20 protein-coding genes, 1 tRNA gene and 1 pseudogene are annotated in these 24,562 nt (G+C 71.9%); 5 read left to right on the top strand and 17 right to left on the bottom strand.

Going from position 1 to position 24,562, the window contains the following annotated elements:
• Positions 1-71: 71 nt before the first annotated feature.
• From ruvB to pgsA, 10 genes are all read right to left on the bottom strand, one after another.
• A complete protein-coding gene (ruvB, locus tag ACFY8O_RS23050) occupies positions 72-1,157 on the bottom strand; it encodes a Holliday junction branch migration DNA helicase RuvB (RefSeq protein ID WP_145806237.1) in 1,086 nt (361 codons plus the stop codon).
• Between the two features lie 82 nt (positions 1,158-1,239).
• Complete coding sequence (ruvA, locus tag ACFY8O_RS23045; protein ID WP_387905193.1) at positions 1,240-1,866, bottom strand: Holliday junction branch migration protein RuvA; 627 nt, start codon at positions 1,864-1,866, stop codon at positions 1,240-1,242.
• Complete coding sequence (ruvC, locus tag ACFY8O_RS23040; protein WP_387905190.1) at positions 1,863-2,396, bottom strand: crossover junction endodeoxyribonuclease RuvC; 534 nt, start codon at positions 2,394-2,396, stop codon at positions 1,863-1,865. The genes ruvA and ruvC overlap by 4 nt, the downstream gene beginning before the upstream one ends.
• Before the next feature lie 120 nt (positions 2,397-2,516).
• On the bottom strand, positions 2,517-3,269 hold the full coding sequence (locus tag ACFY8O_RS23035; RefSeq protein ID WP_014044843.1) for a YebC/PmpR family DNA-binding transcriptional regulator: 753 nt from the start codon (positions 3,267-3,269) through the stop codon (positions 2,517-2,519).
• A gap of 61 nt (positions 3,270-3,330) precedes the next feature.
• On the bottom strand, positions 3,331-3,924 hold the full coding sequence (gene pdxT / locus ACFY8O_RS23030; protein ID WP_145806244.1) for a pyridoxal 5'-phosphate synthase glutaminase subunit PdxT: 594 nt from the start codon (positions 3,922-3,924) through the stop codon (positions 3,331-3,333).
• Between the two features lie 6 nt (positions 3,925-3,930).
• On the bottom strand, positions 3,931-4,851 hold the full coding sequence (pdxS, locus tag ACFY8O_RS23025) for a pyridoxal 5'-phosphate synthase lyase subunit PdxS (RefSeq protein WP_145806246.1): 921 nt from the start codon (positions 4,849-4,851) through the stop codon (positions 3,931-3,933).
• A gap of 155 nt (positions 4,852-5,006) precedes the next feature.
• The gene (locus tag ACFY8O_RS23020; RefSeq protein WP_145806248.1) at positions 5,007-5,552 is read right to left on the bottom strand and encodes a hypothetical protein; all 546 of its coding nucleotides are present in this window, start codon (positions 5,550-5,552) and stop codon (positions 5,007-5,009) included.
• A gap of 73 nt (positions 5,553-5,625) precedes the next feature.
• Positions 5,626-6,786, bottom strand: coding sequence for a glycosyltransferase family 4 protein (locus tag ACFY8O_RS23015; RefSeq protein WP_387905185.1), 1,161 nt, complete (start codon positions 6,784-6,786; stop codon positions 5,626-5,628).
• Positions 6,783-7,706 carry a phosphatidylinositol mannoside acyltransferase gene (locus tag ACFY8O_RS23010; RefSeq protein ID WP_145806253.1) on the bottom strand — a complete coding sequence of 308 codons (924 nt, stop codon included), beginning with the start codon at positions 7,704-7,706 and terminating at the stop codon, positions 6,783-6,785. Before ACFY8O_RS23010 ends, ACFY8O_RS23015 begins: the two co-directional genes overlap by 4 nt.
• Positions 7,703-8,374 (bottom strand): phosphatidylinositol phosphate synthase, encoded by a 672-nt coding sequence (gene pgsA, locus ACFY8O_RS23005; protein ID WP_145806855.1) that lies wholly within the window; start codon positions 8,372-8,374, stop codon positions 7,703-7,705. Before pgsA ends, ACFY8O_RS23010 begins: the two co-directional genes overlap by 4 nt.
• Positions 8,375-8,648: 274 nt before the next feature.
• Here pgsA and ACFY8O_RS23000 point away from each other — a divergent pair, with 274 nt between their 5' ends.
• A complete protein-coding gene (locus ACFY8O_RS23000; protein ID WP_387905182.1) occupies positions 8,649-10,874 on the top strand; it encodes an elongation factor G-like protein EF-G2 in 2,226 nt (741 codons plus the stop codon).
• A gap of 157 nt (positions 10,875-11,031) precedes the next feature.
• A complete protein-coding gene (locus ACFY8O_RS22995) occupies positions 11,032-12,702 on the top strand; it encodes a hypothetical protein (protein ID WP_145806256.1) in 1,671 nt (556 codons plus the stop codon).
• 27 nt (positions 12,703-12,729) lie between these two features.
• Here the strand turns inward: ACFY8O_RS22995 and ACFY8O_RS22990 are convergent, their stop codons facing one another.
• The gene (locus tag ACFY8O_RS22990; RefSeq protein ID WP_145806257.1) at positions 12,730-13,302 is read right to left on the bottom strand and encodes an HIT family protein; all 573 of its coding nucleotides are present in this window, start codon (positions 13,300-13,302) and stop codon (positions 12,730-12,732) included.
• A 66-nt stretch (positions 13,303-13,368) separates the two neighbouring features.
• Here ACFY8O_RS22990 and ACFY8O_RS22985 point away from each other — a divergent pair, with 66 nt between their 5' ends.
• Positions 13,369-14,049 carry a potassium channel family protein gene (locus ACFY8O_RS22985; RefSeq protein ID WP_145806258.1) on the top strand — a complete coding sequence of 227 codons (681 nt, stop codon included), beginning with the start codon at positions 13,369-13,371 and terminating at the stop codon, positions 14,047-14,049.
• 29 nt (positions 14,050-14,078) lie between these two features.
• On the opposite strand, the gene thrS is transcribed toward ACFY8O_RS22985, so the two are convergent.
• The 3 genes from thrS to ACFY8O_RS22970 all read right to left on the bottom strand — a co-directional run bounded on the left by thrS (position 14,079) and on the right by ACFY8O_RS22970 (position 17,997).
• Positions 14,079-16,055 carry a threonine--tRNA ligase gene (thrS, locus tag ACFY8O_RS22980; RefSeq protein ID WP_387905180.1) on the bottom strand — a complete coding sequence of 659 codons (1,977 nt, stop codon included), beginning with the start codon at positions 16,053-16,055 and terminating at the stop codon, positions 14,079-14,081.
• A gap of 101 nt (positions 16,056-16,156) precedes the next feature.
• Entirely contained in the window at positions 16,157-17,398 is a 1,242-nt protein-coding gene (locus tag ACFY8O_RS22975) for a hypothetical protein (RefSeq protein ID WP_387905177.1), read from the bottom strand.
• Positions 17,398-17,997 carry a DUF4365 domain-containing protein gene (locus ACFY8O_RS22970; protein WP_387905174.1) on the bottom strand — a complete coding sequence of 200 codons (600 nt, stop codon included), beginning with the start codon at positions 17,995-17,997 and terminating at the stop codon, positions 17,398-17,400. The genes ACFY8O_RS22975 and ACFY8O_RS22970 overlap by 1 nt, the downstream gene beginning before the upstream one ends.
• Before the next feature lie 194 nt (positions 17,998-18,191).
• Here ACFY8O_RS22970 and ACFY8O_RS22965 point away from each other — a divergent pair, with 194 nt between their 5' ends.
• Complete coding sequence (locus ACFY8O_RS22965) at positions 18,192-18,917, top strand: 3'-5' exonuclease (RefSeq protein ID WP_145806261.1); 726 nt, start codon at positions 18,192-18,194, stop codon at positions 18,915-18,917.
• Positions 18,918-18,978: 61 nt separating this feature from the next.
• Here ACFY8O_RS22965 and ACFY8O_RS22960 read toward each other — a convergent pair.
• Together ACFY8O_RS22960 and ACFY8O_RS22955 are read right to left on the bottom strand one after the other, a co-directional pair.
• Positions 18,979-19,050: transfer RNA gene (locus tag ACFY8O_RS22960), tRNA-Val, on the bottom strand.
• 39 nt (positions 19,051-19,089) lie between these two features.
• Positions 19,090-19,326, bottom strand: a pseudogene (locus ACFY8O_RS22955) (SRPBCC family protein); the annotation flags it as partial.
• Between the two features lie 69 nt (positions 19,327-19,395).
• Here ACFY8O_RS22955 and ACFY8O_RS22950 point away from each other — a divergent pair.
• Positions 19,396-21,810 carry an SCO7613 C-terminal domain-containing membrane protein gene (locus ACFY8O_RS22950; protein WP_387905171.1) on the top strand — a complete coding sequence of 805 codons (2,415 nt, stop codon included), beginning with the start codon at positions 19,396-19,398 and terminating at the stop codon, positions 21,808-21,810.
• Here ACFY8O_RS22950 and ACFY8O_RS22945 read toward each other — a convergent pair.
• The gene (locus ACFY8O_RS22945; RefSeq protein ID WP_387905169.1) at positions 21,807-24,551 is read right to left on the bottom strand and encodes an exo-rhamnogalacturonan lyase family protein; all 2,745 of its coding nucleotides are present in this window, start codon (positions 24,549-24,551) and stop codon (positions 21,807-21,809) included. The genes ACFY8O_RS22950 and ACFY8O_RS22945 overlap by 4 nt on opposite strands.
• Positions 24,552-24,562: the final 11 nt, after the last annotated feature.

The raw sequence follows: 24,562 nt of genomic DNA, 5'->3' as shown, positions 1-24,562 counted from the left end.
AGCGAGTCCGCATCATTGGAACAACGTCCAGCATCGCACCCTGGTTCCCCTGCTGGCCAACCTGTCCTGTCTCACGCCCCGAACAGGCCCTGTTGTCCCTTTACGCCGTGCTGAGGGGGGACGAGCCCGAGGTGGGCCCATGCCGCGGGGGTCGCGACCCGGCCGCGCGGGGTCCTGGCGAGCAGTCCCTCCCGTACGAGGAAGGGCTCGGCGACCTCCTCGACCGTCTCGCGCTCCTCCCCCACCGCGACCGCGAGGGTGGAGAGCCCCACGGGGCCGCCGCCGAAGAGCTTCAGCAGGGCGCCCAGCACCGCGCGGTCGAGCCGGTCCAGGCCCTTGTCGTCGACCTCGTAGACCCGCAGGGCCGCCGCCGCGATGTCCCGGTCGATCCGGCCTTCGGCCTTGACCTGGGCGTAGTCCCGGACCCGGCGCAGCAGCCGGTTGGCGATGCGGGGGGTCCCCCGGGAGCGGCCGGCGATCTCGGCGGCGCCCGCCGGGTCTATGGCGACGTCGAGCAGGCCCGCGGAGCGGTGGATGACCCGCTCCAGCTCGGTGGGGGCGTAGAACTCCATGTGGCCGGTGAAGCCGAAGCGGTCGCGCAGCGGGGGCGGCAGCAGTCCGGCCCGCGTGGTGGCGCCGACGAGGGTGAACGGGGGCAGTTCCAGGGGGATGGCCGTGGCACCGGGGCCCTTGCCGACGATGACGTCGACACGGAAGTCCTCCATCGCCATGTAGAGCATCTCCTCGGCGGGCCGCGACATGCGGTGGATCTCGTCCAGGAAGAGGACCTCGCCCTCCTGGAGCGAGGAGAGGATCGCCGCGAGGTCTCCGGCGTGCTGGATCGCGGGGCCGGAGGTGATGCGGATGGGGGCGCCCATCTCCGCCGCGATGATCATGGAGAGAGTCGTCTTGCCGAGGCCGGGAGCGCCGGAGAGCAGGACGTGATCGGCGGTGGCGCCCCGGGCGCGGGCCGCCTTGAGGACCAGGTCGAGCTGTTCGCGCACCTTCTCCTGGCCGACGAACTCATGGAGGTCCTTCGGGCGCAGGGCGGCCTCGACGGCGGTGTCCTCGCCGTCCGCCCCGGCGTCGACGAGGCGGTCGTCGAGCCGCTCGTCGGTCAGTTCGCCGGTGTCGGGCCCGGTCTCGTCCCAGTTCATCTCGTCAGTCCCGCCTCGGGTGTTTCGGTGCCGGTCCGTGCGGTGTTCCGGCGGGCGTACGGGGCGTGTGGGCCCCTGGGGTTCAGCGTGCGCGGTTGAGTGTCTGCAGGGCCGCACGCAGCAGCTGCGGCACGGGGGCCTGGCCGCCGTCCGCGATCGCGGCCTCCGCCTGCGGCGCGACGGCGCTCACCGCCTCGTCGGCCTCCCGGGTCGCGTAGCCGAGGCCGATCAGGGCGGCGCCCAGCTGGTCGCGCCAGGAGGAGCTGACGGCGGCACCGGCACCCTGCTGCCCGATGTGCGCCCCGGCCGGCTCGCCGAGCCGGTCCTTGAGCTCCAGGAGAAGCTTCTGCGCGCCCTTCTTGCCGATGCCGGACACGGCGGTGAGGGCCTTCTCGTCGCCGGTGGCGACGGCGATGCGCAGGGCGTCGGGGCTGTGGGTGGCCAGCATGGCCTGGGCGAGCCGGGGACCCACACCGCTGGCGGTCTGGAGCAGCTCGAAGACCTGGCGCTCGTCGTCGTCGGCGAAGCCGTAGAGGGTGAGCGAGTCCTCCCGGACGACCAGGGATGTGGCCAGCCGGGCCTCCTCCCCGATCCGCAGGCCGGCGAGGGTGCCGGGTGTGCACTGGACTGCCATGCCGATGCCGCCGACCTCGATCACGGCCGTGGATGGGGCGAGGGCGGCCACCGGGCCGGAGACGAAGGCGATCATGCGGTACGGCCTTTCAGCGTGCGGTGGGCGGCGACGGCCTGCTGCAGTCGGTTCTGCGCGGGCGCGCGCCAGATGTGGCAGATGGCGAGGGCGAGGGCGTCGGCCGCGTCGGCGGGCTTCGGGGGCGCGTCGAGCCGCAGGAGGCGGGTCACCATGGCTCCGACCTGGGCCTTGTCGGCGCGGCCCGAACCGGTGACGGCGGCCTTGACCTCACTGGGGGTGTGCAGGGCCACCGGGATGCCGCGCCGGGAGGCGCAGAGCATGGCGACCGCGCTGGCCTGGGCGGTGCCCATCACCGTACGCACGTTGTGCTGGCTGAACACCCGCTCGACGGCGACGAACTCGGGCCGGTGCTCGTCCAGCCACGCTTCGATGCCCTGCTCGATGGCGACGAGCCGGTGGCCGAGCTCCGCGTCGGCGGGGGTCCGGACCACGCCGACGCCGACCATCGTGAGCGGCCGTCCGGCGACGCCCTCGACGACTCCGACACCGCACCGGGTCAGCCCCGGGTCCACGCCCAGCACCCGCATGAAAGGGCCCCCTCCGCCGCCGCTCGGTCATCTGTTCCCGCAGGCTATCGGCTCCCGCTGACAATGCGACGGGCCGACGGGGTGTGTCCCGTCGGCCCGTCGGCGTACCGCGCCACCGTCTCAGGCGTCGACCTTCTCCATGACCTCGTCGGAGACGTCGAAGTTGGCGAAGACGTTCTGCACGTCGTCGCTGTCCTCCAGCGCGTCGATGAGCTTGAAGATCTTGCGGGCGCCCTCTTCGTCGAGCTCGACCTGCATGGTCGGGACGAAGTTGGCCTCGGCCGAGTCGTAGTCGATGCCGGCGTCCTGCAGCGCGGTGCGGACCGCGACCATGTCGGTGGCCTCGCTGAGCACCTCGAAGGTGTCGCCGAGGTCGTTGACCTCTTCGGCACCCGCGTCGAGCACCGCTCCGAGCACGTCGTCCTCGGACAGCTCGCCCTTGGGCACGATCACGACGCCCTTGCGGTTGAACAGGTACGAGACCGAGCCCGGGTCGGCCATCGAGCCGCCGTTGCGCGTCATGGCGACACGCACGTCGGACGCGGCACGGTTGCGGTTGTCGGTGAGGCACTCGATGAGCACCGCGACGCCGTTCGGGCCGTAGCCCTCGTACATGATCGTCTCGTAGTCGGCGCCACCGGCCTCGAGGCCGGCGCCGCGCTTGACCGCGGAGTCGATGTTCTTGTTCGGGACCGAGCTCTTCTTGGCCTTCTGGATGGCGTCGAAGAGGGTCGGGTTACCGGACACGTCGGCGCCACCCGTGCGGGCCGCGACCTCGATGTTCTTGATCATCTTCGCGAAGAGCTTGCCGCGCTTGGCGTCGATCACGGCCTTCTTGTGCTTCGTCGTAGCCCATTTAGAGTGGCCGGACATCTGCCTTCTCCTTCGCGTCACCAAAATCGATCCGAACCCGAGAGATCCTACCGGGATCGGATCAGCCCACGGCGCGCACCATGTCGGTGAAGAGCGCGTGCACCCGGTGGTCGCCCGTCAGCTCCGGGTGGAACGACGTCGCCAAGGCGTTTCCCTGGCGTACGGCCACGATGTGCCCGCCGTGCACCGCGACGACCTCCGCGGCGGCGCCGACCGACTCCACCCAGGGGGCCCGGATGAAGACCCCGTCGACGGGCCCGCCGGGTACGCCCTCGACCTCGACGGCCGCCTCGAACGACTCGTTCTGCCGCCCGAAAGCGTTACGGCGCACGATCATGTCGATGCCGCCGAGGGTCTCCTGGCCGGAGCGCGGATCGAGGATCTTGTCGGCGAGCATGATCATTCCGGCGCAGGTGCCGTAGACCGGCATCCCGGCCGCGATCCGCTCGCGCAGGGGTTCCAGCATGCCGAAGAGGACGGCCAGCTTGGACATCGTGGTGGACTCGCCGCCGGGGATGACGAGGCCGTCGACCTCGGCGAGCTCCTCGGGCCGCCGGACCGGCCTGGCCACGGCGTCCGCCGTGGCCAGGGCGATCAGATGTTCCCGTACGTCGCCCTGGAGAGCCAGGACTCCGATGACAGGGGTGTCGGTCATCGGTGCTTACCAGCCGCGGTTGGCGTAGCGCTCGCCCTCGGGGAGCGTGTCGCAGTTGATGCCGACCATGGCCTCGCCGAGGTTGCGGGAGGCGTCCGCGATGATCTTCGGGTCGTCGTAGAAGGTCGTGGCCTTCACGATGGCGGCGGCGCGCTTGGCCGGGTCGCCGGACTTGAAGATGCCGGAGCCCACGAAGACGCCCTCGGCGCCGAGCTGGCGCATCAGCGCGGCGTCGGCGGGGGTGGCCACACCACCGGCCGAGAACAGCACGACGGGGAGCCGGCCGAGCTCGGAGACCTCCTTGACCAGCTCGTACGGGGCACGGAGCTCCTTGGCGGCGGCGTACAGCTCGTTGTTGTCGTAGCCGCGCAGCCGGGCGATCTCGTTCTTGATCTGGCGCAGGTGACGGACGGCCTCGACGACGTTGCCCGTGCCCGCCTCGCCCTTCGAGCGGATCATCGCCGCGCCCTCGGCGATACGGCGCAGGGCCTCGCCCAGGTTGGTGGCGCCACACACGAACGGCGTGGTGAAGGCGAACTTGTCGCTGTGGTTGACCTCGTCGGCCGGGGTGAGCACCTCGGACTCGTCGATGTAGTCGACGCCGAGGGACTGGAGCACCTGGGCCTCGACGAAGTGGCCGATGCGGGACTTGGCCATCACGGGGATGGAGACGGCCTCGATGATCTCTTCGATCATGTTGGGGTCGGACATCCGGGCCACGCCGCCGTCCTTGCGGATGTCGGCCGGGACCCGCTCCAGGGCCATGACCGCCACGGCGCCCGCGTCCTCGGCGATCTTCGCCTGCTCGGCGTTGACGACGTCCATGATCACGCCGCCCTTGAGCTGCTCGGCCATGCCGCGCTTGACGCGGGCGGTGCCGGTGGCCGGGGAGTCGGTGGACTGCGGGGTGCTGGGAAGCGTGGACACGGATCGACCTCACTGGGGTGGAAGAACTGACTACTGCAGCCCTGAGCAAACGCTCCGGAAGCAGTCCACAGCAAGGGCCAATGGGGACCCTGTGGATCGTTTCGCGCGCCGTCGGGGCCCGGCGCCCCGCTGCGGACGCCCTCTCCCTGGGACCCTCAGCTGCCGGGGCGGTCGGCCAGGGCGACGGGCGGCGCGTCGTCCATCTCGAACGCGAGGGGGAACGGGGCGTGCCCCGCCAGCCGGAACAGCCGCACCGTCCGGTGCCTGCGCAGCGCGCGGGCGGCGCGCACCGCGTCGTTGTGGAAGCGGCGCGCCATCGGCACGCGACGCACGGCGGCGCCCAGCTCCCTCGTCGCGTCCTCGCCGCCCGGGACCTCCTTCACCGCGTCGACCTGCGCGGTCTCGCCGAAGACCGCGCGCAGGGCGGCACTCAGCTCGCTCTCGGCGACCTCGCGCTGCTCCTCCTCGGCCTGCCGCGCCGCGTGCGCCGCCTCGTACAGCACGATGGAGGCAGCGGGGTCCAGGACACCGGACGTGGCCAGTTCCTGGGTGACCGAGGCGCGGCGCAGCAGCTGGGCGTCCAGCGCCGCTCTGGCCGCGTCGATGCGGGCGTGGAGCCGGTCGAGCCGCCCGGCGGTCCAGCTGAGGTACAGGCCGATCGCGACGAGCGCGACGACGGTCCAGATGAGGATTTCGATCACGGGCGCACAGGCTACCGTCGGTGCCACCCGGCCGGGTCCGCCGGGAGGGCGCGGAGGCGGCGCCCTGGCCGGTTCAGTCCCTGGCGAGGCCGAAGCGGGCGCGCAGTCCGGTCCGTTCGTCGGTGTCCACGGCTGCCGCCCCGTCCGTCACCGTCTCGTACACCGCCAGGATGTCGGCGCCGACCGTCGTCCAGTCGAAACGGCGCACGTGCGCGCTGCCCCGCTCCCGCAGCCCGGCGCGCCGGTCCGCGTCGCCGAGCAGCCGGATCGCTGCCTTCGCCAGCGCGTCCGCGTCCTCGTTGGCGAACAGGTCGCCGGCGGAACCCTGGTCGAGCACCTGCGCGAACGCGTCCAGGTCGCTGGCGAGCACCGCCGCGCTCGCCGAGAGCGCCTCGACCAGGATGATGCCGAAGCTCTCGCCGCCGGTGTTCGGCGCGACGTACACGTCGACGCTGCGCAGCAGCCGTGCCTTGTCCTCGTCGCTCACCATGCCGAGGAACTCGACGCGCGCACGCATCTCCCGGGGCAGCGAGGCGACGGCCTCCTCCTCGTCGCCGCGCCCCGCGACGAGCAGCCGGGTCTCCGGGCGGGCGGCGAGGATCGCGGGGAGCGCCCTCATCAGGACGGGCAGCCCCTTGCGCGGTTCGTCGATGCGCCCTATGAAACCGAGCGTGCCGCCCTGCCATTCGGCCTTCGGCTCCGCACGGGCGAAGAAGTCCACGTCGACGCCGTTGGGGATGACGACGGCGTCCCCGCCCAGGTGTTCGACCAGGGTCCGCCGCGCGTACTCGCTGACCGCGATGCGCGCGCTGATCTTCTCCAGCGCGGGCTGGAGGATCGGATACGCCGCGATCATGGCCCGGGAGCGCGGATTGGACGTGTGGAACGTGGCGACGATCGGCCCCTGAGCGGCCCAGCAGGCGAGCAGACCCAGCGAGGGCGAGGTGGGCTCGTGGATGTGGATGACGTCGAAGGTGCCGTCGTTCAGCCAGCGGCGGACGCGCGCGGCGGAGAGGAAACCGAAGTTCAGGCGGGCGACCGAGCCGTTGTAGGGCACGGGCACGGCCCGGCCCGCGGACACGACGTACGGCGGCAGGGGCGTCTCGTCGTCGGCGGGCGCGAGCACCGAGACGTCGTGGCCGAGGCGGATGAGGTGCTCGGCGAGGTCGCGGATGTGGAACTGGACGCCGCCCGGCACGTCCCAGGAGTACGGGCAGACGATGCCGATCTTCACGGGGTTTCCCCCCGGGGGTCCAGATCGGCGAGCCAGAGCCGCTGAAGCATGTGCCAGTCCTCCGGATGCTCGGCGATCCCGGTGGCGAAGGCGTCGGCCAGCGCCTGTGTCATGGAGGACGTCTTCTCGGCGCGCGTACCTGTCTCGGGTACGGGGACCGGCGGATGGACCCGCGCCCCCATGACGGGGGTGCCGTCGTACCAGAGGGTGACGGGCAGCAGCAGGGCGCCGGTCTGCTGGGCCAGCAGCGCCGGGCCTGCGGGCATCCGCGCGGTGTCGCCGAAGAAGTCCACCTCGACGCCGGAGGCCGACAGGTCGCGGTCGGCGACGAGGCAGACCAGCCCGCCCGCGCGCAGCCGTCGCGCCAGGGTCCCGAACGCGGCCCCGCCGCTGTGCGGCAGGACCTCCATGCCGAGGCCCTGGCGGTAGGCCACGAAGCGGTCGTAGAGGGTCTCCGGCTTCAGCCGCTCGGCGACCGTCGTGAACGGCACCTTGAGGTCCGTGGTGACCCACGCGCCCGCCAGGTCCCAGTTCCCGAGGTGCGGCAGCGCGAGGACGACCCCCTGACCGGCGTCCAGGCCCTCCGTGAGCCGGTGGACGTCGCGTACGTCGATGGACGCCTTGATCCGCTCCGGGCTCCAGGTGGGCAGCCGGAAGGACTCCATCCAGTAGCGCATGTACGAGCGCATACCGGCCTTCGAGAGCTCGGCGAGCCGGGCGGCGTCCGCGTCGGGCACCACCCGGGCGAGGTTCGACTCCAGGCGCAGCACGGACCTGCCGCGCCGCTTCCACACCTGGTCGGCGAGGGTACGGAAGAGCGCTGCCGCCGCAGGCTCGGGGAGCTTCTTGACGGCGCCCCAGCCGAGGCCGTAGAGCCCGTCGGTGAGGCGTTCCTTCAGGTCCGTCCGGGTGCCGCTCACTGTGCGGACTCGCTCCCGCCCGGGGCGAGAGCCGCGGCGGCGTCGGCCTCGGCCGACTCCCGCCGCACGGTCACCACCCGCTGGATCAGCGTCACCAGGCTGCCCGCGGCGACGATCCACAGCGCGATGGGCAGCAGGACCTGGATGCCGGGTACGCCGAAGCCGTGCAGACCCGCGAGACCGGCGGCGACCAGTGAGATCACCAGCCGCTCGGCGCGCTCCACCAGGCCGTTCACCGCGACGGGCAGACCGATCGACTCGCCCCGCGCCTTGGTGTACGAGACGACCTGACCGCTGGCCAGGCAGAAGATCGCGACCGCGCACAGCACGTTGTCGTCACCGCTGCCGGCGTACCAGAGCGCGAACCCGGCGAAGATCGCCCCGTCCGCCACCCGGTCGAGCGTCGAGTCCAGGAACGCGCCCCACCGGCTGGAGATGCCCGCCTGACGGGCCATGTTGCCGTCGACGAGGTCCGAGAAGACGAAGACCGTGATCACGATCGTGCCCCAGAAGAACTCCCCCATCGGGAAGAAGACCAGCGCACCTGCCATCACTCCGGCCGTGCCGACGAGAGTGACCGCGTCGGGGCTGACCCCGAGACGGAGCAGCAGAGCGGCGAACGGTGTGAGGACACGCGTAAAAAATGCACGCGCGTACTTGTTCAGCATGGCCTTCCCGAGGTTCGGTGGGCGCCGCGCGGCCCCTTCGGCCACCGGCTGGCCCATCGTAGTCACGAGCCGTGCCGCGCAGCGGCCGGGCACCCCGTCCCGCCGGATGTCCCGGAAGTCACGCGCCGGCGGGTGCGACGTATGGACGGGTCCGGGCACGGGTGAAAAGCTCGGAAGACCGCGGGCGTCGCAGAGCCGCCGCCACGGCTCGTCTCCGCCCGTGCATCCACTCCCCAGTTCTCGCGGCACTGCCACCGATCGGGAGGCACGCATCATGGGCGACAGGACTCATACACACACCGGGGCCGCCGGCAGGGCGACGACGGCCGACGGGCCCGCTTCCGTACGGAACGTGGTGCTGGTCGGCCACAGCGGCTCGGGCAAGACCACCCTGGTCGAGGCACTCGCCCTGACGGCCGGGGCGCTCAACCGGGCCGGACGGGTCGAGGACGGCGCGACCGTCTCGGACCACGACGAGATCGAACAGCGCCGCCGGCGCTCCGTACAGCTCTCGCTGGTCCCCGTCGCATGGGACGGTCACAAGATCAACCTTCTGGACACCCCCGGCTACGCGGACTTCGTCGGGGAGCTCAGGGCCGGTCTGCGCGCGGCGGACGCGGCCCTCTTCGTCGTGTCGGCCGCTCAGGAGGCCGATGCCGTGGCCGGGACCACCCGTGCGGTCTGGGAGGAGTGCGCTGCGGTCGGGATGCCGCGGGCGATCGTCGTCACGCACCTCGACACCGCGCGGACGTCCTTCGAGGAGATGACCCGGGTCTGCGGCCGGATCTTCGGGCACGACGACCCGGACGCCGTGCTGCCCCTGCACCTGCCGGTACAGGGCCCCGAGGGCCCTGACGGACACGCCCGGCTCACCGGGCTGACCGGGCTCCTCACCCGGGAGATCTTCGACTACTCCTCGGGGGAACGGCACCGGCTGCCGCCCTCGGGCGACCAGGAGGGGCCGCTCCAGGAGGCCCGCGACCGGCTCATCGAGGGGATCATCGCCGAGAGTGAGGACGAGACGCTGATGGACCGCTACCTCGCCGGCGAGGAGCTCGACGTGCCGGCCCTCATGGGTGACCTCGAACGCGCGGTGGCGCGCGGTTCCTTCCACCCCGTGCTCACCGCGGCCCCGGCGGCCGACGGGGCGGGCCAGGGCGTCGGCACCGTGGAGCTCCTGGACCTGATCAGCGCCGGGTTCCCCTCCCCCCTGGAGCGGACCCTCCCCGCCCTCACGGCCCCCGACGGCGCGCCACGGCCGGCCCCGGCCTGTGATCCCGGGGGGCCGCTGGTCGCCGAGGTCGTGAAGACGTCCTCCGACCCCTATGTGGGCAGAGTCTCCCTGGTACGCGTCTTCTCGGGGACGCTGCGCCCGGACGAGACCGTGCACGTGTGCGGCCACGGCCTCACCGAACCCGGGGGCGGGACGGGCCCGAGCCACGAGGCCGACGTACGCGTCGGGGCCCTCTCGGCGCCCTTCGGCGCACAGCAGCGGCCCCTGGACAGCTGCATCGCCGGAGACCTGGCCTGTGTCTCCAAGCTGGGCGTGGCGGAGACCGGAGACACCCTCACGGGCGCGGGGGAACCCCTGCTGATCGAGCCCTGGAGCATGCCCGACCCGCTACTGCCGCAGGCGGTGCGCGCCCACAGCAAGGCCGACGAGGACAAGCTGTCCCAGGGCCTGGCACGCCTGGTCGCCGAGGACCCCACCATGCGCCTCGAACAGAACCCGGACACCCACCAGGTCGTCCTGTGGTGCATGGGCGAGGCCCACACGGAGGTCGCGCTCGAACGGCTGCGCACCAGGTACGGCGTCCAGGTCGACGCCGAGCCCCATCGTGTCCCGCTGCGCGAGACCCTCGCCTCGCGGACCGTGGGGCGCGGCCGGCACGTCAAGCAGTCCGGGGGCCACGGTCAGTACGCCGTCTGCGAGATCGAGGTGGAGCCGCTGCCGCCCGGGGCCGGCATCGAGTTCGTCGACAAGGTGGTCGGCGGCTCCGTACCGCGCCAGTTCATCGCCTCGGTGGAGAAGGGCGTACGCGCCCAGGCGGCCCGCGGGCTCGCGGCCGGGCACCCGCTCGTCGACGTACGCGTGACCCTGCTCGACGGGAAGTCGCACTCGGTGGACTCCTCCGACGCCGCCTTCCAGACGGCGGGCGCGCTGGCGCTGCGCGAGGCCGCGGCGGGCACCCGTGTCCAGCTCCTCGAACCCGTCGCCGAGGTGTCCGTCCTGGTTCCCGACGACTACGTGGGAGCCGTCATGAGCGATCTCGCGGGCCGGCGCGGCCGGCTCGCCGGCACGGAACAGGCGACCGGGGAACGCACACTCGTCCGCGCCGAGGTCCCGGAGATCGAGATCGGCAGGTACACCGTGGACCTCCGCTCCCTGACGCACGGCACGGGCCGGTTCGACCGGGCGTACGCCCGGCACGAACCCATGCCGCCGCATCTGGCCGACCGCATCCGCGAAACACAGGAAACCACCGCAAATGCCGGCTAGCTGACCGGATATGGCGCCTCCCGCCCACCCCCGGCCGCGTCGTGAGGACGGGCGGCGGGCCCGGACGATACGCTGTGGTCCCAGCTCAGAAGGTGTGCGACGTACGGTAGTTGGGAAAAGCCGCAGGAGCAGGCCGTGCGGGCGAGTGGGGGCGACAGTGGCCAACGACGGATTCGATTTCTCTCCCGGAGCGCAGATCCCGCTCCAGGGTGCGGGCGGACAGGCGGTGGCGACCAACGCCCTCGCCTCCGCGGCATACCGCGACAGCGACGTGACGGAGATCCTCAAGGCCAACAGCGAGTGGCACAAGTCCGAGGTGAAACCGGGCTCGTCCACGCTGTTCAAGTCCGACTACTTCAAGCCGAATCTGGGCGAGGCCTTCTCCCGGGCCGTCCAGGAGCGGATGCTCGGCGGCGACCGCGCCGCGCTCATCCAGTCCTTCGGCACCGACCCCCAGACGGTCGTCGAGCACTGCCTGTCCGCCTCCCGGCTGCGCAAGGCACGCGACACCAAGCTGACCCTGATCACCGCCGTCTGCGGCTTCCTGTTCCTGCCCGGCCTGGTCATGTGGGTCCTCGCCTTCCGGCTGCGGGACTTCCTCGCCAAGTCCAAGGACAAGTTCTTCCAGGCTCTGGGCGGTGTACTGCTCGTGGTGCTCGGCGGAGCCGCCGCGTTCTTCCTGATCACCATGCCGCTCACCGGCTTCCTGGCTCTCTACCTGCGGGCCGCCGCCGTCGCGCCGCTGATCGGCTGGCTGCTCGCCAAACGGATCGCCGAGACCTCGACCAGAGACCTGCGGGCCCGCTGGGAAGGGCTCCTGACCGGCGCCGGGGTCAGCGCGAAGATCCCCGAGGCCGTGCCGAAGAATCCCAACGAGACCGCACGTGAGGCGCTGCGCCAGGGCCTGGAGAAGCTCTCGGCCGAGCAGCAGTCCAACTCCGTCTTCTACGCGGGCCCCAAGGGCATCCTCGGCATGGGCACCCGCTGGGGCAGCTGGCAGCTCGCCGAGGAGCTCACCCCGGAGGACCCCACCAGGGAGATCCACCAGTTCCGCAGCTGGGACGTCGTGCGCGCGGTCCACGACCAGCTGAAGCTGCTGGAGCGCGGCCCTCTGAACACCGGCGGGTTCCCCACACCGTCGGTCAAGCACTGGATCGTTTCCCCCGTCGGTGAGAACGCGGACTCGGTCTCGCGGCCCCAGGGCGAGGACGTCGCCACCTTCCAGGTGAAGCCGCACGAGATACAGCGCATCTGCAACCACCAGCAGTTCGGCAGCGGCGACCGGCACTACCTAGGTGTCCAGTTCACCCTCTGGGAGGGCCAGCTGGTGATCACGATGCTGATCAGCGTCACCGTGCTCCACGAGACCCTGCGGATCGAGGTCACCGGGCACGCGCTGGGCCCCGTCCACGGTCTGTTCCTCACCAAGCCCGAGGCACCGACCAAGACGGTCAAGAAGGCGGTCAGGTTCTGGGAGACCCGCAAGATCTCCCTGCCCCTCGTCACGGCCGGCGAGGTCGTCAGGCTCGCGCTGCGCGCCCCCTTCACCTGGTACCCGCCGCTGCTCGACTACCTGGGCGGCAAGATCGTGCTGCCCGAGCCGTTCGGGCTGCGTCACGCCTGGGCGGCCAAGCCGTGGGGTCACCGCTTCATGGCCGACGACGCCATGAGGACGGCCACCCCGGTCCTGCGTGTCGTCCACGCGGCGACGATGCGGGTCCTCAAGGAGCACGGAGTCGACACCGAGCGCTTCGACAACCGCTCCATGATCCTCAGCGGCCTGGTCCAGGACCCCGCACCGCGCAAGGCCGACGTCTACGACGCGTGATCGCCGCCGGGGGCAGCTGCCGGCCGGTCAGACGGACGGCAGCCCGGCCGGCCAGACACCGGCCAGCATCGTCCGGGTGTCGCCCAGCAGCTGCGGGAGCACCTTGGTGTGACCGACGACCGGCATGAAGTTGGTGTCCCCGCCCCAGCGGGGCACCACGTGCTGGTGGAGGTGGGCGGCGATGCCGGCACCCGCCTCGGCACCCTGGTTCATCCCGATGTTGAAGCCGTGTGCCCCCGAGGCGGCCCGCAGCGCGACCATGGCCCGCTTGGTGAAGTCGGCCAGCTCGGCCGTCTCGGCGCCGTCCAGCTGCGTGTAGTCGGCCACGTGGCGGTAGGGCACCACCATCAGGTGCCCGCCGTTGTACGGGTACAGGTTCAGCACCGCGTAGACCTTCTCACCGCGCGCGATGATCAGCCCGTCCTCGTCCGACTTCGACGGAATCTCGCAGAACGGACAGCCGTCCCCGGCTCCCGGGCCGCTCGGCTTGCTCTCCCCCTGGATGTAGGCCATCCGGTGGGGCGTCCACAGGCGCTGGAACGCGTCGGGCGTCCCCACTCCGAACTGCTGCTCCGGCTCACTCGTCATGCCGGCCAGCATATTGCGTCACTCCCGCGGCGCGTGTCGCCGGGGCGGTCCCCTTCAACGCACCGCGATGCTGACGCCATGAGCGACCGCACCCCGGCCCCCGTACCCGACCGGCTCAAGGAATGGGAGCAGCGAACCGAAGTGCCGCTCTTCGTCGCGGCACTGGTCTTCCTCGCCGGTTACGCGGTCCGCGTCCTCGCCCCCGTCGGCGCCCAGCCCTGGCGCGACATCGCCCTCGCCCTGGTCGCCGCGACCTGGCTGCTCTTCGCGGTGGACTACGTCGTGCGGCTCCGGCTCAGCGGCCTCGGCAGGCGCTTCGTCCATGTCCACTGGCTGGACACCGTGGTCCTGCTCCTGCCGCTGCTGCGCCCACTGCGCATGGTCAAGGTCTACACAGCGGTCCAGAAGCGCACCGACCGGCCGAGGCTGAGCCTCTACGCACGGGTGATGACCTACGCGGGCCTGACCGCGACGCTGCTGGGCTTCTCCGCGGCGCTCGCGGTGTACTACCAGGAGAGGGGGGCCCCGGGCGCCTCGATCCGTACGTTCGGCGACTCGGTGTGGTGGGCGTGCGCGACGCTCACGACGGTGGGATACGGCGACGCCGTGCCGGTGACGGTGACGGGCCGGGTGATCGCGGCGTTCCTGATGGCCTGCGGTCTGGCGCTGCTGGGGGCCGTGACGGGGTCGTTCTCCTCGTGGCTCGTGGAGGTGTTCAAGCGGGAGGACGAGAAGAAGAGGCCCCCGGGGAGCGCGTAGCTCTCCGGGGGCCTCTCCTCGGCCGTGGGTCAGACCTGTACGCGGCGCTCCACCACGTCGAGGAGCTTGGCGATCGCCTCGTCGCGCGGGATGCCGTTCTCCTGCGAGCCGTCGCGGTGGCGGAAGGACACCGTGCCGGCGTTCATGTCGTCGTCGCCGACGATGACCATGAACGGCACCTTGGCCTTCTGGTGGTTCCTGATCTTCTTCTGCATCCGGTCGGAGGAGGCGTCCACCTCGACCCGCAGCCCCTTCTTGCGCGCCTCGGCGGCGAACTCCTGGAGGTACGGGATGTGCGTGTCGCCGATCGGGATGCCGACCGCCTGGACCGGGGCCAGCCAGACCGGGAAGGCGCCCGCGTAGTGCTCCAGAAGCACCGCGAAGAAGCGCTCGATGGAACCGAACAGGGCGCGGTGGATCATGACCGGGCGCTGCTTGGAACCGTCCGGGCCGGTGTACTCCAGGTCGAAGCGCTCCGGCAGGTTGAAGTCGAGCTGCACGGTCGACATCTGCCAGGTCCGGCCGATGGCGTCCTTGCACTGGACCGAGATCTTCGGCCCGTAGAAGGCGGCGCCGCCCGGGTCCGGGACGAGCGGGAGGCCCTGCTTCTCCGCGACCTGACGCAGCGTCTCGGTGGCCTCCTCCCAGACCTCGTCCGAGCCGACGAACTTCTCCGGGTCCTTGGTGGAGAGCTCCAGGTAGAAGTCGGTCAGGCCGTAGTCACGGAGCAGGTTCAGGACGAAGGTGAGCGTCCGGTCGAGCTCCTCCGCCATCTGCTCCTTGGTGCAGTAGATGTGCGCGTCGTCCTGGGTGAAGCCGCGCGAGCGGGTCAGCCCGTGGACCACACCCGACTTCTCGTACCGGTACACCGTGCCGAACTCGAACAGGCGCAGCGGCAGTTCGCGGTAGGACCGGCCGCGCGCGTCGAAGATCAGGTTGTGCATCGGGCAGTTCATCGGCTTGAGGTAGTAGTCCACCCCGTCGTCGAGCTGCATGGGCGGGTACATGCCGTCGGCGTACCAGTCCAGGTGGCCGGACTTCTCGAAGAGCTTGCCCTTGGTGGCGTGCGGGCTGTAGACGAACTCGTAGCCCTCCTCCTCGTGGCGGCGCCGCGAGTAGTCCTCCATGGCCCGGCGGATGATGCCGCCCTTGGGGTGGAAGACGGCGAGACCGGGGCCGATCTCGTCGGGGAAGGAGAAGAGGTCCAGCTCGTTGCCCAGGCGGCGGTGGTCGCGCTTGGCGGCCTCCTCCAGGAACTCCAGGTGCGCCTTGAGCTCGTCCTTGGTGGGCCACGCGGTGCCGTAGATGCGCTGGAGCATCGGGTTCTTCTCGCTGCCCCGCCAGTACGCCGCGGCGTTCCGCATCAGCTTGAACGCCGGGATGAAGCGGGTGGTGGGCAGGTGCGGACCCCGGCAGAGGTCCTTCCAGCACAGGTCGCCGGTCTTGGCGTCGAGGTTGTCGTAGATGGTCAGCTCGCCGCCGCCCACCTCGACGTCCGCGCCGTCGTCCGTGGACGCGGAGCCCTTGATGCCGATGAGCTCCAGCTTGTACGGCTCGTCGGCGAGCTCCTCGCGGGCGGCCTCGTCGGTGACGACGCGGCGGGAGAACTTCTGGCCCCGCTTCTGGATCTCCTGCATCTTCTTCTCGATGGCCTTGAGATCCTCGGGCGTGAACGGCTTCTCGACGTCGAAGTCGTAGTAGAAGCCGTCCTTGACCGGCGGGCCGATGCCCAGCTTGGCCTCGGGGAAGAGCTCCTGCACCGCCTGCGCCATGACGTGCGCGGTGGAGTGGCGCAGGATGTTGAGGCCGTCCTCGGAGGAGATCTCGACGGGCTCGACGACCTCGCCGTCCCTGAGCTCGTACGCGAGGTCCCGCAGCTCACCCTCCACCCGCGCGGCGACGACGGTGCGCTGCCCGGGGAAGAGCTCGGCGGCCGTCGTGCCCGTCGTCACCACGTGCTCTTCCCGCTCGGAATCGCGTTGGATGATCACACGGACGTCTGACACCGGTCTCTCCTGACTGAGGGGGTGCGGCGCTTTCCTCCTGCGCGCGCAAGAGGAATCGTACCGAGCCGGGGGGCCTCGACGCGAAAGGGATACCGGGCCGCCTACTCCTCGTCCCCCGTGCACGCCTCCTCGAAGAAGTCGACGTTCTCCTGGAGCGACTTCATCAGCCGGTCACGCTCCGCCTCGTCCACCTGGACGGGGGCGACCTGGGAGGCGCCGGTGAGCCGCCGGAAGCCGCCGCGGTTCTCCAGTCTCCCCTCCACCCGCAGCGGCAGCCCGACCAGGTGGGCGTGGCCCGCTATCCGGTAGGCCTCCTCGTCGAGCTCGATCCGTACGTGCGCGACCTCCGCCCCCGCCAGCACCCGCAGCCGTACGACGCCGGGGCCGCGTGGCGCGGAACGGCGCAGCCGGACGACGGCCCCGGTGATCCGTACCGGCACGGCCGGCTCGTCCTGGAGGTAGCGCACCCCGGCGAGACGCAGGGCGGGCAGGTCTCCCGGTGAGAACTCCACGGGCTCGGGGCGCGCGGGACAGCCTTCGGGGGTGCCCGCGGCGGGGGCCCAGGCCAGGGTGATCCTGGCGCCCTCGGAGCCCCGGACCAGGGCGACGACCGCCTCGGTGAGCTCTCTGCTGACTCCTGCGGCCACGGCGGCGTCGAAGGCCTCCGTGCCGCCGGTGGCACGCTGGTAGTCGACCGCCTCGCGGGTGGCGTTGAGCGCCGCGTAGAGCTGTACGGCGACGGGCCGTCCCTCGGCGACGGGGACGAACGCGGTGAGGCCGCGGCCCGAGGACACCGGCCCGACGAGTGTCCCGTCGAGCGCCGCACGGGCCTTCCTGCTGTGCCGGGCGCCGTGGTAGCCCGCCCGGCCCCGGACGGCGAGGGCCCCGGCCAGGAGGATCTGCCGGGCCGCGGTGCGCAGCTGGTCCGTGCCGGTCCAGTCGGCCGCGCCGGCGGTCTCCTCGGGAAGGTGGCGCCACCAACGGATCTCGTCGCTCGGCACGGTGAGCGCGACGAGGATGTCGCGGGCGGAGGGAGCCGCGCTGCGGGCGAGGGCGGTGAGGGCCTCGGCGAGCAGGTCCTCGCTGTCGGGGAAGGCGGTGGTGTCCGGCACGAGCAGGCTGGTGCCGGTGGCGGCGGGGCCGGGCGGGACCCAGCGGCTGTACCTCCCCGGGGCGCCTCCGCGCCGGTGCCAGCCGTGCCTGCGCAGCAGTGCGGCGAGGACGGCGGGATCGACGCGTGCGGGGTCCGGGACCTGGCCGGGTCCGGGTTCCCCGGCGTACGGATGGGCGCGTGGTCCCGCCGGGACCGTTGCTCCGGTGGGCTCCTCGGTCGAGCGGTGCATCAGGGTCTCCCTCCCGCCCCGACCCGGGCCATGATGTCGCAGAGCGCGCGGTCGTCGAAGATCCGCGAGGTCGGGATCCGCACGGTGGTCCGGTACCGGCCCGTCACCGGGTGGCCGGCCAGGTTCGTCCAGTAACAGCAGTGCCGCAGGTCGAGCCGGTCGTGTCCGGCCCGCAGCCAGTCGTCCTGGCTGCGGGGCACGAGCATCACGACCAGGATCTTGTGCACCGAGACCGGGGTCCGGGCCAGCTTCACCAGATGGGCGTTGTCGAGGGTGAAGGAGAACGCGGAGCCGGGCGGGTGCGCGGGGATCTGGTAGGTGCACTTGAGCTGCACCTTGATGGTCACTTCGTCGTCGACGGTGTGGTCGGGGGCGCCGTGGCTGACGTGCCAGTCGATGCCGTTGTCGGGAAAGGGCTGCGAGAGCGAGCAACCCGCCGCCGCTGCCACGGCGTGGAGGTAGCCCACCTGGAGGGTCTCCATGCAGGCGGTGGTGGCGAGAGTGCCGCGCAGCGGTGGTGCGTTCCGCTGCGACGGCGGCTTTCCCCCGTGGTCCTCGGTGCGGGCGGGACTCCCTGGGTTCGGCTGCGCGAGCGCCATGGCTCCGTGCCTTCCGGGCTGTGCCGACCGGTTGCCCGGTCTCCGCTGCCGGGCTGGTCAACTTCCGTGCCCGTCCCTTGTGTTGTCACCGCAGGAGAGGGCCCGTAAACGGCGTATCAGGCATAGGGTGCGGGTATCACCGAACCGGGCAGAGGAATCCCGTCATCTGCCGTGCAGGCGCGAGGAGTTCGGGGATGATGCATTGGTTCGAGGGGCCGCTGGCGGCTTTTGACACCGAGACGACAGGCGTGGACGTCGAGGAGGACCGGATCGTTTCGGCCGCTCTCGTCCTCCAGGACGCGGCGGGCGGGCGGCTCCGCGTCACCCGCTGGCTGGTCAATCCGGGGATTCCGGTGCCGCCGGGCGCCACCGAGATCCACGGTCTGACCGACGACCATCTGCAGCGCAACGGCCGCTGGCCCGCTCCCGTGGTCGAGGAGATAGCCCGGGCGCTGGCGGAGCAGTGCGCGACCGGACGGCCGCTGGTCGTGATGAACGCTCCGTTCGATCTGACGCTGCTGGACCGGGAGCTGAGGCGGCACCGGGCGTCGTCGCTGGCGGGGTATCTGCGGAACAAACCGCTGTGCGTGCTGGACCCGCGAGTCCTGGACAAGCACCTGGACCGCTATCGCAAGGGCCGCCGCACGCTGACGGACCTGTGCGAGCTGTACGGGGTGACGCTGGACGGCGCGCACGACGCGGCGGCGGACGCGGCGGCGTCCCTGGAGCTGGTGCGCGCGGTGGGGCGGCGGTTCTCCGCCCGGCTGGAGCGGCTGTCGCCGGCCGAGGTGCACTCGCTCCAGGCGGTGTGGCACGCGGCGCAGGCGCGTGGGCTGCAGGCGTGGTTCGAGAAGAGCGGCACGCCGGAGGTGGTCGACCCGGCCTGGCCGCTGCGCCCGGAGCTTCCCGCGGCGGCCTGATCCGGTCCGGGTACGCGAGAGCCGGTCCGTCGGTGATGCTGACGGACCGGCTCTCCCCGGGTGGGCGATACTGGTTTCGAACCAGTGACCTCTTCGGTGTGAACGAAGCGCTCTCCCACTGAGCTAATCGCCCGGGAACGGGTTGAACCATACAGGGCTCGGCGGTCTGCGTTCAAACCGCTTCGAGCCACGCCCTCGGTCCGCGGCGTCCGGCCCGCATCATCAGCGCGTGGTCGGCCCGGAAGACGAGCCGCCCGGGCACGGCGAGCCTGCGCAGCAGCGCCTTGCGTACGACGGCCTCCTGCTCCTGGACCACCCGGCTGCCGCCCCGGTGGGGGACGACGGTCCAGCGCGCCCAGCCGTCGAGGTCACCGCTCGTCTCCGCTTCGAGCGTCCGCGACACCGGATCGCTACTCAGACACGGAACTGAGTAGGAGAACGCATGTACGCCGGTGTGGTCCCCGCCACACTCCCGTTCATGGAACATGTGCCGCCGCCCGCAGAGGAATTGGCCCTCCTCGACCGTGAACTGGCCTGGCTCGACGCGCGCCGCGTCCAGCTGCTCGACCGCCGCGCCTGGCTGCTCGGCGTGCTGCGTACGCCGGTCGTGCCGCCTCCTCCGCCGCCCGCCCGGCCGTTCGCCCCGGCGCCCTCCACCCGGCCGTTCGCGCCGGCGGCACCGGCGCACGGCACGCAGAACGTGCTGCTGGTCCTCGGCGGGCTGCTGCTCACGGTGGCGGCGATCGCGTTCACCCTGTTCAGCTGGGGCGAGATGGGCATCGCGGGCCGTTCGGCTGTGCTCGCTGTGGTGACGGCCGGCGCTCTGGTGGTGCCCGCTCCGCTCCTCGGCCGCCGGCTTCCCTCGACTGCGGAGGCGGTGGCCGCGCTCGCCCTGGTGCTGACGGTGCTGGACGCGGTCGCCCTGCACGCGGTGGCGGCGCCCGGCACGGACGGCTTCGCGTTCTCGGCGGTGGCCGCCGCGGTGCTGGTGGTGATCTGGACCGCGTACGGCCTCTCGCTGGGCCGGCTGCGGGTCCCGCTGCCCTCGGCCGTGGTGGCGGGGCAGTTCCCGCTGGTGTTCGCGGCGTGGGCCGTCGAGGCGCCGGTGGCGGGCTTCGGCTGGGCGCTCCTGGTGACGGCGGCGGCGGATGTGGCGGTGGCGCTGTGGGGCCGGGGGCTCGCGGTGCGGGTCACCGCGTGCGCCGGGGCGGTGCTGACGGGACTGACCGCCCTGGGTCTCGGGCTCGGGCTGTCCGTGTCGGCGCGTGACGCGCTCGGGGCCGTGGGCCCCGGGGCCCTGCTGCTGGCCGGCGGGGCGCTGGCGCTGGCCGGGGCGTGGCGGGCACGCACGGAAGCTGCTGTGTTCGGGGGCGTGGTGGCGGGTCTGGCGGCGGTGGCCTCGGTGGGCGGTGTGCCGGCGGCGGCCCTGCCGTGGAGCTGGGCGGTCGTCGTGTATCTGCTCTGCGGTGCGGGGCTGTCGGCCGTGCTGCGGCTCCGGGTCCCCCGGCCGGTGAGCCGGGGCCTACTGGCGGCCTCGGCCGCCGTGGTGGGGGCCGCGGTGCTGTGGGCGGCGCCGGTGGCGGCGGCGGCGCTGCTGGGCCCGGTCTCCCTGTCGGCGGGCGTGTGGTCAGGCGCTCCGGAGGCTCTGCGCGAGGCCCTGGGGATCGCGCTGCCCTGGTCGGCCTCGGCCTCCGAGCCCGTCGTGCTGGCGGTGGCGGCCGGCCTGACCGCCGTGGTGTACGTCAGATGGCCGCGCACCCTCGCGGAGGGGAGCGGACGTGCGGTGGCGGGGTCCGTGGCCACGGTCCTGGGCTGGGGCGCGGTACCCGCCCTGCTCGCGGTGACCGACGCGCCGTACGCGGTGGCGGTGGGTGCCGAACTGCTGCTGGTGGCGGCGCTGCTGGCGGCCTCCGTACGGCGGGGCGGCGACGCTCTCGCGGTGACCGGGCTGGTCTGCGCGCTCGCCGGGGCGGCGAGCGTGGGGGTGCTCGGCCTGGCCGCCGAGCCCGCGACGTACGCGGTCTTCGGGACCCTGGCGGTGCTGTCCGGCGGTGCCGCCGCCCGGTCGGGGGTGACCACGGTACGGTCGCTGCTCGTCTGCGGCTCGGTCCTGTGCGCCACGGTGATCGCCGTGGCCGCCGGGGCCTCGCTGGGCTGGAGCGCCCCGCACACGGCCCCGCTGGTGCTGGTGGTGACCGCGGCGACGGTGCTGCTGGGGGCGCGGTCGCGGGTGCCCGCCGTGGCGGTCGCGGTGGAGCTCACGGGGGCGTTCGCCGCTCTGGTGGCCGTGCTGCTCGCGGTGGCCGACGCGCCGTTCCTCTCCCTGGTCCTGGCCCTGTGCGGAGTGCTGGCCGCCGCTTCGGCGCTGCGGCCGGAGCGCCGCCGGGCGGCGGGATACCCGGCGGCGGCGCTGTTCCTGGCGGCGGCCTGGGTGCGGCTCGCGGCCTCGGGGGTGACGGATCCTGAGGCCTACACGCTGCCGGTCTCGGTGGCCGCGTTCGTGGTGGGACATCTGCGTCTGCGCAGGGATCCGTCCGCCTCCTCGTGGGTGGCCTACGGTCCGGCCCTGTCCATGACGATGGTGCCGAGCCTTCTCGTGGCCTGGGGCGATCCGCACTGGCTGCGGCCTCTGCTGCTGGGGATCGCGGCGCTGGCCGTCACCCTGGCGGGCGCCCGCCTGCGGCTGCGGGCGCCCCTGGTGATCGGTGGTGCGGTCCTCGCGCTGGACGGGCTGCACGAGCTGGCACCGCATGTGGTCCAGGTCTTCGACGCGCTCCCGCGCTGGGCTCCCCCGGCGCTCGCCGGGCTGCTGCTGCTCGCCGTCGGTGCGACGTACGAACAGCGGCTGCGCGACGCGCGCCGGGTGCGGGAGAGCTTCGGCCGGATGCGTTAGGGCATCTTGTCGCCGACCAGCGCGAGGTTCTGGATGGCCGCCAGGCCGTACAGGGCCGTCGTGTTGGTGCTGACCCAGGACGCCTCACTCCCCGGGACCGGACCGGTCGGGCCCTCGACCTTCTTGGTGCTCCAGTCGGTGCTCTCCTTGTAGTCCCAGGCGTCGGCGCTGCTGTAGAACTGCTTCCACGCCCGGGTCGCCAGGGTGACGTCGCCGGTCCGTACAGCGGCGTAGGCGTCCTGCCGTGAGTGGCCCTGGAACAGCAGGAGGGTGCCGAAGTTGCTGCCGTAGCGGGCGGTCTGTTCGGCCTTGGTGGCGTTGAAGTAGCGGCAGTAGTCGATCCAGGCGGCCTCGAACGCCGGCATGTCGATCATGTCGATGAGTTCGGCGTTGAGTTCGACCAGTCCGAACATGGCCGACAGGTGCGAGACGCCGACCGCGGGCTTCTCGGCTATCGCGAACTTCCCGGTGTCGAGGTCGTAGAGGCCGGTGCCCTGGACGAAGCCGTTGGGCTGGGCGGCGATGGTCTCCATGGTGGACAGGACGCGGTCCCTTGCCTTCTCCCACTTGGGCCCGCGCCGCTCCCACTCGGTGAGCCAGGCGGAGACGAGCCCGCTCCAGTCGGTGCCGAAGCCGATGGACAGGGCGTGGCGGTCCGGGGTGTACGGCTCGGTGCGGATCTTGCGGATGGGGTCGAGGGCCAGGAAGGTCTCGTCGGAGTCGACGTTGGCGTGCATGAGGTCGCCGACCCGCTCGTCCGCGGTGAGGAAGTAGAACATGCGGCGGTAGGTGGTGTTGGCGATGCGCTGCTGCTTGGCGCTGTCGGCGTAGTGCTGGACGCCGTGACGGGTGCCCAGGCCGGCCCATTTGCCGAGGTGGTAGACGTCCACCTCGCCGGTGTGCCGGGTCATGGCCTCGGCGAAGCGGTAGATGTCCGCCCGGCCGGAGCGCATGTAGGCGTACCAGAGCCAGAGGTCGGGCGAGAGCTCGGAGTTGTCCCAGGCGTAGCCGCCGACGTCGTAGCACCACTGGTGGCGGGTGGGGTCGTAGGTGTGCATGATGTCGCCGTAGTCCCAGAAGCCGTACCAACGGCGCATCTCCACCTGGTCCTTGTAGTACGTGAAGAGGAAGTCCAGGTGGTCCTCGATCTTCGACTTGGCGGCGGTGGAGCGGTCGGGTTCGGCGAAGAGACCGCCGAAGACCTTCGCCTCGACGAGCTGCTTGGGCGGGGCGGCGAGCTGGGGCGGTGTGCGTACGGCGTCGACCTGCTGGGCGAGCTTCTCGGGGGCCGGGGTGGATTCGTTGGCCCAGAAGAGGAGTTCGCTGGTCCTGGCGATGCCGTACGGGGTGCCGAAACCGGGTTCGTAGTCCTCGTAGGTGATGTTGAGGCCTTCGACCTGCTCGGGGTAGGTGTCCTGTCCCATGCCGTCGTGGTAGAAGCGCAGGTCCATGGGCTGGGCCTCGGGCGACCAGAGCCAGAGGGTGACCTCGGCCTCGTCGGTGTGCGCGTCACGGATGTCGAGCTGGGCGGGGTGCTTCTCCCAGAAGTCCCGCAGGCCGAAGGAGAATCCCCCGCTGGGGCCGCCGACGTAGCCGAATCCGGAGGCCCTCCTGCCGCCGCCCGCCCCGATCCAGCCGTGCCCCTTCTTGGTGCGCTTGCGCAGGCCGAAGCCGTCGGCGGAGAGCTGGGAGAGGGTGTAGTCGCCCCATTCGGGGATGTACTGGAGCCGACTGGTGACCCGCTGGTCCCAGGTGGCGGGGTCGGGGAGCTTCCGGCCGGCGAACTGCGCCTCGCGTACGGCCGCCCCCGGGTCGCGGCGCAGTCCGGTGATGCCCTGTACGGCCTCGCGCAGGAGCCCGGTCCCCTCGCCGCCGATGCGGATGTGACGGTCGTAGGCGGCGTCGCGCATCGGCACGCCGAAGCGGACCCCGAGGCCCCGGACGAAGTCGCCCGAGGCCTTGCCGGGCTCCACGGTGCCGTCGTAGGTGATGGTGTGCACCATCCGGAAGGATTCGGCGCCGGCGTAGAAGTAGAAGCGCACGGAGAAGGGCATCCAGGAGCGCGAGCCCTTGCGGTGCTTGCCGTCGATGCGCACGACGGCCCGTACGGGACCGTCCTGTTCGACCACGGCCTCCTCGACGACGCTCTCGAAGCGCTCGAACTTCTCGCTGCCCTGGTCGCCGTCCTCGATCTCTCCCTGGCGTACGAGGACGAGGCGGCCGTTCCGCGCGATCTCGGTGGAGCCCCGGGTGACGCTCTTGACGAGGGCGGAGCCGTTGGTGCCGAGCCGGGCCGTGATCACCCCGGTGGAGACCGTGATGGTGCCGCCGCTGCGCACGGCGGTGACCTTCTTGGACGGGGCCGCGGGGGCGCCGGCGGTGAGGGAGTACTTCTTGGCGGTGACCTCGGGGCCGACGGCGTGCGCGGTCCACTTGAGCGAGCCGTCCGGCCAGTAGCCGATCGGCCAGGTCTGGACGGGGACGTCCTTGCCGTCCTCGGTGGTCAGCGCGAAGGTCTGGTCCTTGGCGTACTGCCCCTTGGGCCAGGGCACGCCGAGCGTGGAACCGGGGGCGGCTCCGAGGCCGCCGGACTCCAGCCAGGTCAGGTCCACCGGTGCGGCGGCCTGATCCGCGCTCTGAGCGGCGGATGCGGAAGTGGTGCCGAGGGACCAGCTGAGCTGTGCGGCCGCGCCGGCCGCCGCTGCGGCCTTCAGGAGCGTTCTGCGGGGCATCCTGGACATGGTGGTGGTGC

Source organism: Streptomyces argenteolus, assembly GCF_042902585.1.
GTDB lineage: Bacteria > Actinomycetota > Actinomycetes > Streptomycetales > Streptomycetaceae > Streptomyces > Streptomyces argenteolus.
Note: the sequence above shows the minus strand (reverse complement) of the source record. Positions and strands in the feature narration are given on the sequence as shown.